Origin of the sequence: Microvirgula aerodenitrificans DSM 15089 (assembly GCF_000620105.1) — a bacterium.
GTDB lineage: Bacteria > Pseudomonadota > Gammaproteobacteria > Burkholderiales > Aquaspirillaceae > Microvirgula > Microvirgula aerodenitrificans.
In genome coordinates this window covers 1-15,129 of the sequence record NZ_JHVK01000011.1, presented here as the reverse complement: position 1 = coordinate 15,129, position 15,129 = coordinate 1, and the positions used below count along the sequence as shown (strand labels likewise).

Sequence of the window (15,129 nt, the reverse complement as noted above, 5' to 3'; positions counted from 1 at the left end):
CGCCGTTTCGTCAGTGGCTGACACCATGTCCAGCCCGGGAAAAGTCACCCGCCAGCCGGCCTATGTACTGCATGCCATGCCGTACAAGGAAACCAGCCTGCTGGTCGAAGTGCTGACGCGCGACTACGGCCGGCTCGGGCTGGTGGCACGCGGCGCCCGCCGCCCGCGGGCGGCAATCCGTGGCGTGCTGCTGCCGTTTGCACCGCTGGAAATCGGCTGGTTCGGCAAGGGCGAGGTCAAGACCCTGGCCGACGCCGACTGGCTGGGCGGGCTGCCGCAACTGGCGGGCGGCCGGCTGATGGCCGGTTTCTACCTGAACGAGCTGTTGCTGAAGCTGCTGGCGCGCGAGGACCCGCATGAAACGGTGTATGCCGACTATGCGGCGACGGTACGCGAACTGGCCGCTGCCGATGCCCGGCTGGCGCCGGCGCTGCGCCGCTTCGAGCTGCGGCTGATCGCCGCGCTCGGCTATGCGCCGCAGCTGGATGCCGACCGCGACGGCCAGCCGCTGGACCCGGAGGCCGAATACGGCTTCGTGGCCGGCGAGGGCGCCTGTCTGGATGGCGACGCCGGTTGTCGCATCAGCGGCGCGACGCTGCTGGCGCTGGCGGTGGAAACCTTCTCCGATCCGCGCGTGCTGCGCGAAGCGCGGCAGCTGAACCGGCATTTGCTGGGCCATATCCTCGGCGAGACCGAACTGGCCACCCGGCTGCTGCTGAACGAAGTCACCGCGCTCGGCGACTGAGCCGGCGGGTGGATCGAAAACGTCGCCCGGCTTCGGTACAATCGGGGCCGTCATCCAATCCTGTCCGGGACCGCAACATGCTTCTCCTCGGTGTCAACATCGACCACGTCGCCACGCTTCGCAACGCCCGCGGTACCCGCTATCCGAGTCCGGTCGAGGCGGCCCTGGTCGCCGAGACGGCCGGCGCCGACCTGATCACCCTGCATCTGCGCGAAGACCGCCGCCATATCCGCGATGCCGATCTGGCCGTGATCCGCGCCTCGATCAAGACGCGCATGAATCTCGAAATGGCGCTGACCGACGAAATGCTCGACAACGCACTGCGGGTCGCCCCGCAGGACGTCTGTCTGGTGCCGGAAAAGCGCGAGGAACTGACCACCGAGGGCGGGCTGGACGTGATCCGCTACTTCGAGACCATCCGCCACTACACCCGCCAGCTGCAGGCCAACGGCACCCGCGTGTCGCTGTTTATCGATCCCGACGACGAACAGATCAAGGCCGCACAGGAAACCGGCGCCACGGTGATCGAGCTGCATACCGGCCGCTACGCCGATGCCGAGGGCGAGGCGGTCCATCAGGCCGAACTGGTCCGCATCCGTCATGCCGCGCTGTATGGCGACGAGCTGGGTCTGGTGGTCAACGCCGGCCACGGGCTGAACTACCACAACGTCAAACCGATCGCGGCCATCCGCGAAATCCGCGAACTCAATATCGGCCATGCCATCATCGCCCAGGCGCTGATGACCGGGCTGGCGCCGGCAGTGCGCGAGATGAAGACGCTGATGCTCGAAGGCCGGCACGACGCGCGATGATTGTCGGCATCGGGACCGACCTGGTCGAGATTGTCCGTTTCGACGCGCTGCTGGCGCGGCATGGCGCGCGCGCGGGCCAGCGCATCCTCGCACCGGAGGAACGCGACGAATGGGCGCGTGCGGCGCTGCCGGCGCGCTTTCTGGCCAAACGCTTCGCCGCCAAGGAAGCGTTTGCCAAAGCCGTCGGCACCGGCGTGCGTGCGCCGGTTCTGCTGACCGCCATCCGCATCGGTCACGATGCGCTTGGCAAGCCGGAACTGGCATTCGAGCCGGTACTGGCCGCGTGGCTGACCGCGCGCGGCATCCGCCGTACCCATCTGTCGATCAGCGACGAACGCAGCCTGTGCTCGGCCTTTGTCGTGCTGGAAGGGTGAGCGGCGGCCGACCGCCGCCGGACGTGATACCATTCATGGTTTGACACAGAACAAGTTTTCCGCCATGAGCATTGTCATCAAGCAGGGCGACGACATCGCCAAGATGCGCGTCGCCTGCAGACTCGCGTCCGAAGTTCTCGACTACATCACCCCGTTCGTCCAGCCCGGTGTCACCACCGGCGAACTCGACCGCCTGTGCCACGAGTACATGACCCAGGTGCAGGGCACGATTCCGGCGCCGCTGAACTACGCGCCGGACGGCGGCACGCCGTATCCGAAGTCGATCTGCACGTCGGTCAACCAGGTGATCTGCCACGGCATCCCCGGAGACAGGGTGCTGAAGAACGGCGACGTGATGAATATCGACATCACCGTGATCAAGGATGGCTGGCATGGCGATACCAGCCGCATGTTCCTGATCGGCAACAAGGTCACGCCGCAGGCGAAACGGCTCAGCGACATTACCTATGAATGCATGTGGAAGGGCATCGACATCGTCCGCCCGGGCATTCACCTTGGCGATATCGGCCATGTGATCCAGCGTCATGCCGAGAACGCCGGCTACACCATCGTCCAGGAGTTCTGCGGCCATGGCGTCGGCGAGAAGTTTCACGAAGACCCGCAGGTGCTGCATTATGGTCAGCCCGGTACCGGCGTGGAAATCCTGCCCGGCATGATCTTCACCATCGAACCGATGCTGAACGCCGGCAAGCGCCATATCCGCATCAAGCCGGACGGCTGGACCGTGGAGACCAAGGATCGCAGCCTTTCGGCGCAGTGGGAACACACGATCCTGGTGACTGAAGACGGCCATGAGGTGCTGACGGTCTCGGCCGGCACGCCGCCGCGTCCGGTGTTCTGAACGAGACGCGACAGCGGCAATGAAAAACGGGCAGCGAAAGCTGCCCGTTTGCGTTACCGGCCGGAAAGTCCGGTCAGAACGAGTGCTTCAGTGCCAGGCCGTAGGCTTGCGGGTCGGCACCGGCAGCGATCGTCGGGTTGTTCACGCCGAAGTTGGCAGTGGCAGCCTTCTTGTTGTCGATCTGGGTGGCGTAGGCAAGGATCTGCGTACGCTTGGACAGGTCGTAGGTTGCACCCAGCACCCACTGGTTGGCCTTGTAGTCGCCACCGTTGGTCTTGCCGTCAGCCTTGCCGACCATCGTGTACGAAGCCTTCAGGCCAAAGGCGCCGAACTGGTAGCCACCGACCAGGGTCCAGCTGTCCTGATTGTAGGTATCGTAGTCGACATATTCGTAGCCGGCGCCGAGCATGGCATTGCCAAACTTGTAGCTGACCGCGGCCAGGTAGCCGTCGAGCTTGTTGTCGACAATGATCGTCGGCGTCAGCGAGTTGGTGAAGTTGCTGCGGTCGGTGGCGTGGTTGTAACCCAGCGAAGCGGTCAGGCCGTTTGCCGAGTACTTGACGGCGGCGCCGTACACGCTGGCATCCGTGCGATCTTCACCCACGTAGGTGCGGTCTTCGTCTGCCGAGTAGCTGGCTGCAAACTGGACGCCGCTGAATACCGGCGACAGATACAAGGCGGTATTGGCGCGACGCGCACCGGCGCGGCCGAAGGTGGTGTCCTTGCTCCAGGCGTTGTCGGCCGAGGTGTTGGTCATGATGTTCAGGCCAACGCTGTCGCCGATAACCTTGTATGCATCATCATGACGGCCGAGGCGTACTTCGCCGAAGCCACCTTGCAGGCCAACGAACGAGTTGCGGGTTGCCCAGTTCGAGGTGGTGTCACCATCAACCGACAGGCCTTGTTCAACCTGCCATACCGCCTTGAGACCGTTGCCCAGATCTTCGCCGCCCTTGAAGCCGATGCGGGAGTTTTCGTTCTGGATGCGAATGCGGCCCTTGTACTGCTGGGCATCCGGCAGGGTCGCGCCGGTCGTGTTGTTCTTGGCACCGGTAGCCTGAACGTATTCCACGCCCGCGCTGATGAAGCCGTAGATAGTCGTATCGGCCATGGCGACCGGGGCAGCAAATGCGCCGGCGAGGGCGGCGGCAATCAGTTTCTTGTTCATCAAAGCATCACTCCACTGGGGTCTTGAATCTTGTCCATCGTTCGTTGACGACGTGCCGGTGACTATACCGTGGGGGTATGGCATTCGGATGACAAAACTGTTGCATGCAGCGTGTTTCAGGGGATTTATGTTGTCATAAAACAACAGAAAATTAGGATGGGTTTGTTTTATGTTGCTTTCTTGCAGCGCAACATGAAGGCGGGATGCTGATGGCGTAAATTCTGCAGGGCGGCATGCATGGCTTTCATGCCGCCCTGAGCGCAGCCCTGGTGCCGGCAGCGCGACGGATAAAACAACAAAAAACCGGGCAAAGCCCGGCTGGTGTTGTTTTTTCGCCGCAGTCGGGTCAGGCCAGGAAGCGGCTCGGGTACACCTCGTCGATCAACTGGCGGCAGTCGATCACCCGCAGATCGTTGTCGCGGGCGAACGACATCAGAAACTGGAACACGCGCGGGTCGATTTTCTCCAGCTTCTTGTCCACGGCGACGCAGCGGACGTTTTCCAGCAGCAGCGGCCGGACGTAAGCATGGTATTCGAGTTTTTTCTGGTCGGATTCGAACGAGGCCAGAATGCCGGACAGACGCTCGGCCCAGTCGCTGGGACGGAAAGTCCTGCCCTCGTTGGTAATGCCCTGGATGACGATTTCGTACGGATTGCAGATCATGATGTGGCCAGGCGGACTGGCAAGCCCTCTTATTTTTTGCGCTCGATCAAAAAGTTGCGCATGGCGATTTTACTTGAAGCGGGAGCGCGACCCAAGCATCGTCCGTGTTGCGCTGCCGCATTTGCGCCCGCTGCCGGCGCCGGTCTCAACTGAATCGGGTGTGCAGCCACTCCAGCAGGCGCTGGGCCGCTGCGCGTTCCCGCGTATCCAGCATCAGCATGTGGCCGGTGCCGGGCAGGATTTCCGCCGCCACCCCGAAGTGGGTGGCGGTTGCCAGCAGGTCGGTGCTGCCGATAATGCGGTCGTCGGCACCGCCCATCACAAGCGCCGGCAGGCGGTCATGCATCGGCGGCAGTGACAGGATGCCGACAAGCATCATGTCGAACACGGCGCGCATCGATTCCGGCTGGAAGCGTCCCAGCCACTGCGCGAGCCGCTCATCCGGCATATCGGCACTGAACAGCAATTCCTTTGCCTTGCCGAGGCTCGGATGATAATCAGGGCCGCTCTGGAACAACTGCACGGCAGCCAGCAGGTCGGGGGTGTGCCACAGCATGGCCAGCGAGGCATGGGTCATGCCGGTCGGCGGTACCGATGCCAGCATGGCCACACCGGCCGCCGGATGGCCCTGTTCCAGATAGCGCTGGATCACATACCCGCCCATCGAATGGCCGATCAGCACCGGTGGTGCCGGCAGCGTGGCGGCGATCTGCGCCACATTGCGCACGTAGTCGTCGATGCCGATGGCGGCGAGCCAGCTGTGACCATCGCTGTCGCCATGCCCTTCCAGGCTCAGCGCATGCGCGCTCCAGCCGTTGGCGGCAAACCAGGGCAGCCAGAACTCGTCCCAGACCCAGGCGCTGGAGTAGGCGCCGTGAACGAACAGCAGCGGCGGTCGCGTGTCGGCGGCTGCCGGCAGACGGGAAATCAGTTCCAGCTTCAGGGGAGGGGTCATGGCAGGCGCTGTCGTGTCGTGAGGGGCTATGGTGATGGCATGGCGGTGACTTGCCAAGCAGGAGTGTGAAAAGGATGTTGTCGTGCGCGGTGGCGCCCGACGATCACTCGGTCACGGTGCGGCGGAAAGCGTCATGGCAGCTCTTGCAGCTTTGCGCCAGCTGGCCATAGGCCGGGCTGACATCGGCGAGCTTCAGTGCCGGCTTGCCGGCGGTCACTGCCGCCAGCTGGTCGGCGTGCTGGTAGAAGGTGTCGCGGGCTTTGGCGAAACGGGCCGGCTCGCTCCAGATTTCCGGACGGGCCTTGCTGCTGCCGGTCGGGGCGGTGGAGAAGTGGGCGAAAGGCTTGCGTGATTCGTCCTTCAGCTGCGCGGCCAGCTCGGCGAAGCGGATCGGATCGAACGGCTGCTTCTCGCGGACCATCAGCCCCAGCGGCTCGAAGGTGTTCAATACCGACTTGAACGCCTGTACCCGGTCGCGGGTTTCGGGGTCCTGCGGTTTTTCACTGGAACAGGCGCTCAGGGCGACAAGGGCGGCAAGGCAGACAGACAGGGACGGCTTCATGAGTTCTTCGGCGCAGGGCGGAGTCAAAACGACGGCGGATTATGGACCGGGTCGCGGCTTTTTTCATCTGCCATGAGCCCGGAAGCGAAATGCCGCCCCGTGGGGCGGCATCAGACTGCTCATCAAGGTGGGCGCCGGCAGTTGCAGAGGCGCCGGTGCCGACGCTGTCGTGAGCAGGGCGGAGACTCAGTCCTTCTTGAACTGGTCGTGGCAAGCCTTACAGGTCTGGCCTGCGGCGCCGAAGGCCGGCTTCACGTCGGCCAGCGTGGTGGCGGTGGCGGCAACCTTGGCCAGTTCGGCAATCTTGGCCTGATGGCTGTCGGCCTGCTTCTTGAACTCGGCCGGCTTGGTCCAGATTTCCGCACGGGCTTCGGTCTTGCCCTTGTCGCTGCCGGCCGGGAAGTACTGCCACGGCTGGCTCGACAGGGTTTCCATATTGGCGGCGTACTTGGCGAACTCGTCCTTGTTCCAGGCGGTCTTGCCCTTGACCATGTCGCCCATGGCGCCGAACGACTTCTTGTATTCCTTGAACACGTGCTTGCGCGCCTGGATCGGGTCCTTGGCGGGGGCGGCGGTGGCTGCGTGGGCGGTCAGGCTGAGGCCAGCCAGCAGAATGGCGGCAAGCGTAAGCGGCTTGTTCATGTGAGGAGCTCCTGGAAGCGTGAAAAAAAGAGTGTCCGGGCTATTTAGCGGGTGGGGAGTTAACGCTGACTTAAATCCATGCGCCCGCCATGGGAATGAGCGCGGTCACGCGCATTCCGCATGGGGCGGGAGCGGCTCAGTACGGCATCGGCTTGTTGTCGTTCAGGAACAGGAAGCCCTTGACCACCCGGTAGATGTACCAGATCCAGGCCACGCCGCCGATGACCAGGCCAAGGCCGAACCAGAAAGTCAGCCCGGCCAGCACGCCCCACAGTACGGAAAACCAGAATGTGCGCATCTGCCAGCGGAAGTGGCTCTCGTACAGGGTGCCGGCGACATCCTCGCGCTTGATGTAATTGACGACGATGGCAACGATGGCGGTGACGCCGATAAACAGCGACAACCCGTACAGGCCGTAGACGACCAGGGTCAGCGTGCGCAGCGAGTCGTCACCCGGGCGGTGAATCTGCAAGTCGGTCATGGAGAACTCCGGGATGCCATGAAAAATGAAACCCTACCACAGCCCCGGGATTGCCGATGGTGATGTTATAAAGTAACATTCGTCCGGTTTTCACTTTCCCTGCTGCTGGAGTTGTCGTGCCGCATCCCGATTTTCTGCTGGCTGCCGACCGCCATTGCGTCGCCCACGGTGCCCGCCTGACCGATACCCGGCGCCGCGTGCTGGAACTGGCGCTGGCACGCGAAGGCGTGGTCAAGGCCTACGATCTGCTGGCGGACCTGCAGACCGAACGCGGCCAGGTCGCGCCGCCGACGGTCTACCGTGCGCTGGAGTTTCTGGTCGACCAGGGCCTGCTGCACCGGGTCGAGGCCCTGAACGGTTACATCGTCTGCCATCACTTCGACTGCCCGCACGAGAGCCTGCTGCTGGTGTGCGAGGCCTGTGGTGGGGTCACGGAGCTGGATGGCAGTCCGGCGCTGGTTGCACTGCGCGCAGCGGCCTCGGAGGCCGGTTTTGCCCCGCGTCGCGATGACGTGATGCTGTCCGGTCGTTGCCGGGAGTGCCGCGCATGAACCCGACCCGTACCCCGGTCAACCTGATTACCGGCTTTCTCGGTACCGGCAAGACCAGCACCATCCTGAAACTGCTTGAACAGAAGCCGGTCGACGAAATCTGGGGCGTGATCGTCAACGAGTTCGGCGACATCGGCATCGATGGCGCCGTGCTCGGCGATCGCGACGGCATGGACGTGCGCGAAATCGCTGGCGGCTGCCTGTGCTGCGTGACCGGCCCGCAGCTGACGACGACCGTGGTCAGGCTGATCCGCGAACGGCGGCCGGCCCGGCTGCTGATCGAGGCCAGCGGACTGGCCCATGCATCCAATCTGGTCGACGACCTGCGCCGTGCGCCGCTGGGCGACGCACTGGACGTGCAGGCAACGCTGACCCTGGTCGATCCGCGCCAGTTCGTTGTACTCAACTATCGCAACCACCCGATCTACGGTGACCAGGTCGCCTGCGCTGACGTGCTGGTCGCCACCAAGTGCGATCTGGCCGATGACGGGGTGATGACCCGCTTCCGTGCCCAGACCGCCGATCTGTTCCCGCCGAAGACCGCCGTGGTTCAGGCTGACCATGGCGCCATCGACCTGTCGCTGCTCGATCTGCCGGCCCGGCCGGCCGGCCGCTATCGCGTCAGACGCGATACGCCGGACAGCGGCTTCGTCACCAGCGGCGTGACCTGGCCGGCCGACGTCGTGTTCGATGCCGACCGGCTGTGCGCAGTCTTCGACCGCATCACCGGACAGGTACCCGGCCTGGTGCGCGCCAAGGCGGTGATGAACCTCGGCCGCGACTATGCGTGGTTCAACTGGGTCGAGGGCGTCTGGGGCGCGCAGACCGTCGCCTGGCGCCGCGAAAGCCGCTTTGAACTGATCGCGCCGCAGGATGCGCCCGACACCCTGACCGATGCGCTGGCGGCCTGCATCATCGCCGCCTGATCCCTGTTGCCATTACGGAAAACGAATCCGAATCCATGAACTTGTCCCGTCTTTTTCCCGTGAGCCTGCTGGCCGCCTCGGTCTGGCACCGGCTCGCGCTGGCCGCCGTCGCCGCCGTCCTGCTGTGGCTCGCCGTCGGCTGGGCGCTGGAGTCCGCATGACCATCGCGCTCAAGAATGTTACCGTCTCCTACCGGCGCCGCCCGGCCATCCATCACGTGTCGGCCGAGTTCGCCAGCCACCATGCCACGGCGATCTTCGGCCCGAATGGCGCCGGCAAGTCGACCATCCTCAAGACCCTGATGGGGTTTCTGAAACCCGATACCGGTCACGTCGAACTGGACGGACTGCGGCGTGCGCAGATCGCCTACATGCCGCAGGCGGCGCAGATCGACCGCACGCTGCCGGTCACGGTGCTGGACACCGTACTGACCGGTGCCTGGTGCACCACCGGTGCTTTTGGCGGCGTCGGCCGCGCCGGCCTGCAGCGCGCGGCGCAGGCGCTGGCCGACGTCGGCCTGCACGGCTTCGAGCGGCGCAGCATCGGCGAGCTGTCCGGCGGCCAGTTCCAGCGCGTGCTGTTCGCCCGCATCCTGATGCAGGACGCACCGCTGATCCTGCTCGACGAGCCGTTTGCCTCGGTCGACGCCAAGACCACCTTCGACCTGCTGGCCTTTGTGCGGCGCTGGGAAGCGGAAGGGCGCACCGTCATTGCCGTGCTGCACGACTACGAGCAGGTACGCGCCTATTTCGACACCACGCTGCTGCTGGCGCGCGAAGTCATCGCCTTCGGTCCGACCGAAACCGTGCTGACCGAAGCCAATCTGGCGCGTGCCAACCATATCGCCACCCACTGGCAGGCTCATCCGCCGGTGTGCGTGGTGCCGGAACAGGAGGCCGCATGACCGTCACCGGCCTGTTGTTGTCACCTTTCATCGAATTCGGCTTCATGCGCCGGGCGCTGGTGGGCTGCTTTGCCCTTGCGCTGGGCTGCGGCCCGATCGGTCTGTTCCTGGTCATGCGCCGCATGAGCCTGATGGGCGATGCCATGAGCCATGCCGTGCTGCCCGGGGCGGCGGTGGGCTTTATCCTGGCCGGGCTGAGCCTGCCGGCGATGTCGATCGGCGGCTTTGCCGCCGGCGTGCTGGTGGTCATCGCCGCCGGCGTGGTGACCCGCTACACCACGATCAAGGAGGATGCGAGCCTGGCCGCGTTCTACCTGATGTCGCTCGGCCTTGGCGTGCTGCTGGTATCGCACTTCGGCAGCAATATCGACCTGATCCACATCCTGTTCGGCAGTGTGCTGGCGGTCGACGACGGTGCGCTGCTGCTGGTGACCGCCATCGCCACGCTGTCGATGTTCGGCCTGGCGGTCATCTACCGGCCGCTGCTGCTGGACAGCTTCGATCCGATGTTCCTGCAGTCAGTAGGTGCACGCAGCAATGTGTACTACCTGCTGTTCATGGTCCTGGTGGTGCTGAATCTGGTCGCCGGCTTCCAGGCGCTGGGTACGCTGATGGCGGTCGGCCTGATGATGATTCCGGCAGTGACCGCGCGGCTGTGGGCCAATTCCATCGGCCGCATGCTGGCAGTGGCAGTCGGCGTCGCCATGCTGGCCGGCTACGTCGGGCTGCTGGCGTCCTATCATCTGGACCTGCCGTCCGGGCCGGCCATCGTGCTGTCGGCCGGGCTTATCTATCTGCTGTCGCTGTTTGTCGCGCCGCAGGGCGGCGTGCTGCCGCGCTTCATCCGCGGTCGCCATCTGAGCGGCTGACCCCCTTTCCCTTTCTGCCTTAATTCGACCCTGACTCCGTCCTTCGGGATGGCGTCCGGGTCCGTGCAACCTCATGGAGTCGGAATCATGCAAAAAAAGCTTATTTTCGCCCTGCTGGCGACGCTGCCGATGCTGGCCCACGCGGCGCAGAAACTGCCAGTGGTCGCGAGTTTCAGCATCCTCGGCGACGTCGTGCAGCAGATCGGCGGCGACCGGGTCGAGGTCAGGACCCTGGTCGGTCCGGACCAGGACGCCCATGTATTCCAGCCGCGTCCGCAGGACGTGAAGACGCTTGCGGCTGCCCGCCTGTTCGTCGTCAACGGGCTCGGCTTCGAGGGCTGGATGCCGCGCATGAGCAAGGCGACCGGCTACAAGGGCACCACCCTGGTAGCCAGTGAGGGCATCAAGCCGCTGAAGAGCGAGGAAGAAGAGAAAGATCATGATCACGCCGGCCACGACCACGGCAACTTCGACCCGCATGTCTGGAACAACCCGCAGAACGTGCGGGTGTGGACGCGCAATATTGCCGCCTCGCTGAGCAAGCTCGACCCGGAAGGGCGCGACTACTATGCGCAGCGCGCTGCCGCCTACGACAAGCAACTGGCCGACCTCGACCGCTGGGCCGCGCAGACCTTCGGCCAGCTGCCGGTGGCCAAGCGCAAGGTCATTACCGGCCATGATGCGTTCGGCTATCTGGCACGCCGTTACCAGATCACCTTCCATGCGCCGCAGGGGCTGTCGACCGAATCGGAAGCCTCGGCGAAGCAGGTGGCCGGGCTGATCCGCCAGATCAAGGCCTCCGGCATCAAGGCGGTGTTCGTCGAGAACATTTCCGACCGGCGTCTGGTCGACCAGATTGCGCGCGAAAGCGGTGCCAGCGTCGATGGCAAGCTGTACTCGGACGCCCTGTCGCGTGACGCCGCTGCCCGCAGCTATACCAGCCTGTTCCGCCACAATGTCGAACAGCTGTCCGCCGGGATGAAAAAGAACTGAACCGGCGTTTCTCCTCCGTGCAGACAGCCCGCCGGCCCCCTGGCGGGCTGTGTCGCGTCAGGGATGGAAATGCACCCGCTCATCGAATCCGGGCTGGTCGCTGGCGGCGCGCGCCTCGACCTCCAGCGCGTTGTGCCGGTAGCCGTGGCGCAGGGTCTGCCATGCATAGCGCAGCAGAAAGCCGGCCAGGCCGTAGCGGTGGTATTGCAGCACATGGCAGGCTTCGTGCCGGCGCCAGCGCACGTCATCCAGGAACGCCTGTGCCGGCACCCCCCACAGCAGCAGGCGACGGCCAATCACCATCGCCGCCGCCCGGCCGCCCAGCACCCGGGCGGCGAGACGGGCGAGGAGGGCGTTTTCGATGATGCGGCAGTCGATCGGGCGGGACATGGACGGGCAGAAGGGCGGCAACAAGGTTGTCAGTATCGCATCCACACCGGACAATGCCGACTCCGGTCAAGCTGTCCTGCGGAGTCACTGCACATGAATCGATCCGTTTTCCGTCCGGCCCTCGCCGCCCCGCTGTTGCTGGCACTGTCGCTGACCGCCTGCGTGGCTCCCGGTCCCACCGGCAAGAGTGGCGACGGCTGGTCGCTGCCGACCTTCGGCGGGCTGGGACACAATGAAGAAGACCAGTTGCTGGCCGAAGCCAATGCCCTGGCCGGGCAGGTCGGCAATGGCCAGCTGACCCGGCTGCAGGCCGCTGACCGGCTCGACCAGAAGCGCCTGGCGCTGGTGGGTCACAATGCCATCGACGATGCGCTGTTCAAGGCCTATCGCGATCAGACCGTGCTGCTGCAGCGCGGCCAGATTGCCCAGGCCGACCTGCGCACGCGACTGGTCAGGGAAATTGACCGCGCCCGCCGCAACTGGAATGCCATGCCCTTGCCGCAGCGGCCCAATGCCGCCTTTACCCGTTTCCTGATAAGGATCTATGACCAAGCACCGCTCTGAACCCCGCTTCGACCCCGAGTCGCCTTGCCCGTGTGGCCGCCCGGCCGCACTGGTCGAATGCTGCTGGCCGCGCCTGGCCGGCCGGCTGCCCGCACCGACCGCCGAAGCGCTGATGCGCTCGCGCTATACCGCCTACGTGCTGGAGCACGCCGAGTACCTGCTGCTGAGCTGGCACCCGGATACCCGCCCGGATGCACTGGACTTCGATGAACCGCTGAAGTGGACCGGATTGCAGATCGAGTCCACCGAGGCAGGCGGCGAAAACGACAGCGAAGGTACCGTGACCTACGTTGCCCGCTACAAGCTGGGCGGGCGGGCGCGCAAGATCCGCGAAAAAAGCCGCTTCACCCGCGTCGACGGGCGCTGGGTCTATGTCGATGGGGATATCGACGACTGACGCCGCTCAGGCGCGTGGCCGCTGGCCATCATCTTCCACCCCGACCCGGCTGGCCGCCTGATAGGCGCTGACCGCCCGGATGCGCTGGGCATGGATCGGCTCGGCCGCGCGCGCAGCCGGCTGCAGCGGGGCCGAGGCCATCACCCCGTACAGGCCGCTGGTCAGCGTGTCCTCCAGCTGGCGCGCAGCGGTCGAGATGGTCACGCTGGTTGCGGTCGTCTCTGCAATCCGCTCGGCGGCGGCGGCCTTGATCGTGCCGGTCAGGGCGTCGCTGCGATCAGCCTGCCGCAGCTTGCCCGTCACTTCAGCCTGGTTCAGTGCCTCGGCCACCGAGCGGGCACTGTCCTGATTGGCCACCAGATTGCTGCGCACCGTATTGATGTACGAGGCGGCCTGGGTGGCGCGAAGCATGTCTGTCGTGCTCATCGTGTCGTCTCCTGTTCTCTCTGGCCACTGCCACTGCTGGCAGTGTTGCGATCACCGGCTTCATATTGTCCGAGTCTGTTTCGAGCCAATAGTTCATTACGGGCAAGTGCCGTATTGTCATTCTTTCATATACGTTCTGGTATGTATATATAAAAATGCCTTCCTGCCTGGCAGGAGAGTCGCGTGGAAATGGAGCGGGTCACATTGCCTTACGAGGAAAAGTAGAGGTGAGGATGCTTCAGATACACGGCCGGGCGGATGGCACTGGAGATGAAACTGTTGGCAATGGTGGTCCGCAGCGCCTTGAAACCGGCCTGGGGCTGGAAGACTGACAGGCTGGATCCGGGAGCAACATTCTGTCCCAGGGGCTGTGCGGCGACCCGATAGTGATAGCCGGTCACCTGCCGTTGCAGCGTGTTGGCAAGGCGCTGTGCCTGTGCCCCCATTTTTCCGCCCACTGCACTGTAGCAGGACACCAGACGTATTTTCTGCCCGGGCAAAAGCGGAATATTTTGCAACTGCCTGCCCAGTGTGCCACCCGAAATCAGTCTGGTACTCAAGGTCGTACCTGGTGCGCCGTGTGCGTTGACTGCCGCGACCAAGGGGTCGGTGAGGTCCACGGTCATATCGCCAAGCAAGTAGATCTTTCCGCTTGCCGATACCGACCATGTGAGTCTGGAGCTGGAATAGGCAGCCAGAATGCGCGGGGTGCCGAGACCAAGCAGCGTGGCGCCGATACCCAGTCCCAGCGAGACCCATCCCAGAATGCGTGAGGTTTCGGGGTCCGACTTTTCCAGGAGCGCAGAGGCGATGGCGGTTGATCCGGCCGCCAGTCCCAGCAGCGTGCCCGTTGCGACGAGACACAGGGCCAGGCCAGTCGTCAATGGTGCGGCAAAGCAGACGGTGAGCAGGGTGAGCACGATGCCAAGAGCGCCCAGAATGACCCCCACCGTGCTGTTGCTGGCGAGTGGCTTTCTGCTGTACGGGGAGGGCATCATGTAGTGCCAGAACGGGATGAATTGCATATACAGCTGAATTTCCGGTGCGTAGCTGTATGTCCCGTCCTTCGGCAGGTACAACTGACTGCGCGGGCCAATCCAGTCAATGCGCTCGCCATGCATGCCGATCTTTGGCCGGGTATCCCCGTTCCCCGCCGGCGCCTGCAGGCCGTCGCTGTCCGGTTCGGGCTCAGGATCCGGCTCCGGTTCGCTCTCCCCCTGATAACTGTCGTTCTCGTCCTGCCCGACCACATACCACGGGCACGGCCGCTGCAGCCGGTAGTTGCCGTCGCCACGCTGGGTCAGCACCGGCTTCAATGTCGCATCCCGGTATTGCTGCGCAAACGGCAGAGGCGGCGCCTCGCGTGCCGGCCGGCTGCGGTCCACGCAGTAGCCCGGATACTGCAGCAGCGCCAGCCCGCCCGCGCTGCACTCGTCTCCCGCCGCCACCTGCCAGCGCACCGTCAGTGGTCCGCTGACCGCTTCCCCGCTTTCGTCGTAGACAAAGTCGCCGTTTTCGCTCAGCCGGTAGCCGTCTCCCGGTTCGACCAGCTGCACCGTCCGCCACGCCCGGTCGTGCCCGTCCCGGTAATCCATCCGCTGCCGGATCTGCCGCGCCGGATCGGTGGTCTCCCGGTCGGCGCTCAGTACCAGCCGGTGCGCCGGCAGCCGGCTGTCGATCTCGCCGATCCAGCTGCCCGCAGCGTAAATCACCACTTCGGCCATGCCCTGCAGCGCGTCGCTGGCCGAGACGCTGGCCTGTTCCGGCGTCAGGCCACCCGGCAGGTAGCTCGCCACCGGGTCGAAGCCGCTGTGTGACGCCGCCATCTCCCGGCCCAGTGCGTC

At 64.7% G+C, this 15,129-nt stretch carries 20 protein-coding genes and 1 pseudogene; 12 read left to right on the top strand and 9 right to left on the bottom strand.

Annotation, left to right across the window (positions count from 1 at the left end; translation table 11 throughout):
* Positions 1 to 25: 25 nt before the first annotated feature.
* From recO to map, 4 genes are all read left to right on the top strand, one after another.
* Positions 26 to 745, top strand: a complete 720-nt coding sequence (recO, locus tag Q352_RS0110675) for a DNA repair protein RecO (protein ID WP_028499337.1) — start codon at positions 26 to 28, stop codon at positions 743 to 745.
* A 77-nt stretch (positions 746 to 822) separates the two neighbouring features.
* Entirely contained in the window at positions 823 to 1,557 is a 735-nt protein-coding gene (gene pdxJ, locus Q352_RS0110670) for a pyridoxine 5'-phosphate synthase (protein ID WP_028499336.1), read from the top strand.
* Positions 1,554 to 1,931, top strand: a complete 378-nt coding sequence (gene acpS, locus Q352_RS0110665) for a holo-ACP synthase (protein ID WP_028499335.1) — start codon at positions 1,554 to 1,556, stop codon at positions 1,929 to 1,931. Before pdxJ ends, acpS begins: the two co-directional genes overlap by 4 nt.
* The gene (gene map, locus Q352_RS0110660) at positions 1,873 to 2,793 is read left to right on the top strand and encodes a type I methionyl aminopeptidase (RefSeq protein WP_373280116.1); all 921 of its coding nucleotides are present in this window, start codon (positions 1,873 to 1,875) and stop codon (positions 2,791 to 2,793) included. Before acpS ends, map begins: the two co-directional genes overlap by 59 nt.
* Before the next feature lie 73 nt (positions 2,794 to 2,866).
* On the opposite strand, the gene Q352_RS0110655 is transcribed toward map, so the two are convergent.
* From Q352_RS0110655 to Q352_RS0110630, 6 genes and pseudogenes are all read right to left on the bottom strand, one after another.
* Positions 2,867 to 3,961, bottom strand: coding sequence for a porin (locus tag Q352_RS0110655; RefSeq protein WP_028499333.1), 1,095 nt, complete (start codon positions 3,959 to 3,961; stop codon positions 2,867 to 2,869).
* Positions 3,962 to 4,334: 373 nt separating this feature from the next.
* Positions 4,335 to 4,628: pseudogene (locus Q352_RS0110650) on the bottom strand (DUF3579 domain-containing protein); the annotation flags it as partial.
* A gap of 142 nt (positions 4,629 to 4,770) precedes the next feature.
* The gene (locus Q352_RS0110645; RefSeq protein WP_028499331.1) at positions 4,771 to 5,580 is read right to left on the bottom strand and encodes an alpha/beta hydrolase; all 810 of its coding nucleotides are present in this window, start codon (positions 5,578 to 5,580) and stop codon (positions 4,771 to 4,773) included.
* Between the two features lie 103 nt (positions 5,581 to 5,683).
* Positions 5,684 to 6,142, bottom strand: coding sequence for a c-type cytochrome (locus tag Q352_RS20675; RefSeq protein ID WP_036386015.1), 459 nt, complete (start codon positions 6,140 to 6,142; stop codon positions 5,684 to 5,686).
* Positions 6,143 to 6,328: 186 nt separating this feature from the next.
* A complete protein-coding gene (locus Q352_RS0110635; RefSeq protein ID WP_028499330.1) occupies positions 6,329 to 6,784 on the bottom strand; it encodes a c-type cytochrome in 456 nt (151 codons plus the stop codon).
* Between the two features lie 136 nt (positions 6,785 to 6,920).
* Entirely contained in the window at positions 6,921 to 7,265 is a 345-nt protein-coding gene (locus Q352_RS0110630) for a DUF4870 family protein (RefSeq protein ID WP_051528871.1), read from the bottom strand.
* Positions 7,266 to 7,381: 116 nt separating this feature from the next.
* Between Q352_RS0110630 and Q352_RS0110625 the strand changes: the two genes are divergently transcribed.
* The 6 genes from Q352_RS0110625 to Q352_RS0110600 all read left to right on the top strand — a co-directional run bounded on the left by Q352_RS0110625 (position 7,382) and on the right by Q352_RS0110600 (position 11,508).
* Positions 7,382 to 7,816, top strand: coding sequence for a transcriptional repressor (locus Q352_RS0110625; RefSeq protein WP_028499328.1), 435 nt, complete (start codon positions 7,382 to 7,384; stop codon positions 7,814 to 7,816).
* Positions 7,813 to 8,742: a CobW family GTP-binding protein gene (locus Q352_RS0110620; RefSeq protein WP_028499327.1), complete on the top strand. Its 930-nt coding sequence runs from the start codon at positions 7,813 to 7,815 to the stop codon at positions 8,740 to 8,742. The genes Q352_RS0110625 and Q352_RS0110620 overlap by 4 nt, the downstream gene beginning before the upstream one ends.
* 35 nt (positions 8,743 to 8,777) lie before the next feature.
* The gene (locus Q352_RS24290) at positions 8,778 to 8,903 is read left to right on the top strand and encodes a hypothetical protein (RefSeq protein ID WP_255420231.1); all 126 of its coding nucleotides are present in this window, start codon (positions 8,778 to 8,780) and stop codon (positions 8,901 to 8,903) included.
* Positions 8,900 to 9,646 carry a metal ABC transporter ATP-binding protein gene (locus tag Q352_RS0110610; RefSeq protein WP_028499326.1) on the top strand — a complete coding sequence of 249 codons (747 nt, stop codon included), beginning with the start codon at positions 8,900 to 8,902 and terminating at the stop codon, positions 9,644 to 9,646. The genes Q352_RS24290 and Q352_RS0110610 overlap by 4 nt, the downstream gene beginning before the upstream one ends.
* The gene (locus Q352_RS0110605) at positions 9,643 to 10,515 is read left to right on the top strand and encodes a metal ABC transporter permease (protein WP_028499325.1); all 873 of its coding nucleotides are present in this window, start codon (positions 9,643 to 9,645) and stop codon (positions 10,513 to 10,515) included. The genes Q352_RS0110610 and Q352_RS0110605 overlap by 4 nt, the downstream gene beginning before the upstream one ends.
* Positions 10,516 to 10,602: 87 nt before the next feature.
* Entirely contained in the window at positions 10,603 to 11,508 is a 906-nt protein-coding gene (locus tag Q352_RS0110600) for a metal ABC transporter substrate-binding protein (RefSeq protein ID WP_028499324.1), read from the top strand.
* Between the two features lie 57 nt (positions 11,509 to 11,565).
* On the opposite strand, the gene Q352_RS20670 is transcribed toward Q352_RS0110600, so the two are convergent.
* Positions 11,566 to 11,898 (bottom strand): hypothetical protein, encoded by a 333-nt coding sequence (locus Q352_RS20670; protein ID WP_051528870.1) that lies wholly within the window; start codon positions 11,896 to 11,898, stop codon positions 11,566 to 11,568.
* A 93-nt stretch (positions 11,899 to 11,991) separates the two neighbouring features.
* On the opposite strand from Q352_RS20670, the gene Q352_RS20665 reads away from it, so the two are divergent.
* Both Q352_RS20665 and Q352_RS0110585 read left to right on the top strand, forming a co-directional pair.
* Positions 11,992 to 12,462 (top strand): hypothetical protein, encoded by a 471-nt coding sequence (locus Q352_RS20665; protein WP_051528869.1) that lies wholly within the window; start codon positions 11,992 to 11,994, stop codon positions 12,460 to 12,462.
* A complete protein-coding gene (locus Q352_RS0110585) occupies positions 12,443 to 12,859 on the top strand; it encodes a YchJ family protein (protein WP_028499323.1) in 417 nt (138 codons plus the stop codon). Before Q352_RS20665 ends, Q352_RS0110585 begins: the two co-directional genes overlap by 20 nt.
* Before the next feature lie 6 nt (positions 12,860 to 12,865).
* On the opposite strand, the gene Q352_RS0110580 is transcribed toward Q352_RS0110585, so the two are convergent.
* Together Q352_RS0110580 and Q352_RS23740 are read right to left on the bottom strand one after the other, a co-directional pair.
* On the bottom strand, positions 12,866 to 13,285 hold the full coding sequence (locus tag Q352_RS0110580) for a hypothetical protein (protein ID WP_112692702.1): 420 nt from the start codon (positions 13,283 to 13,285) through the stop codon (positions 12,866 to 12,868).
* A 209-nt stretch (positions 13,286 to 13,494) separates the two neighbouring features.
* Positions 13,495 to 15,129 (bottom strand): DUF8616 domain-containing protein (locus Q352_RS23740; RefSeq protein WP_036386011.1); only part of this gene is annotated, 1,635 nt, incomplete at its 5' end.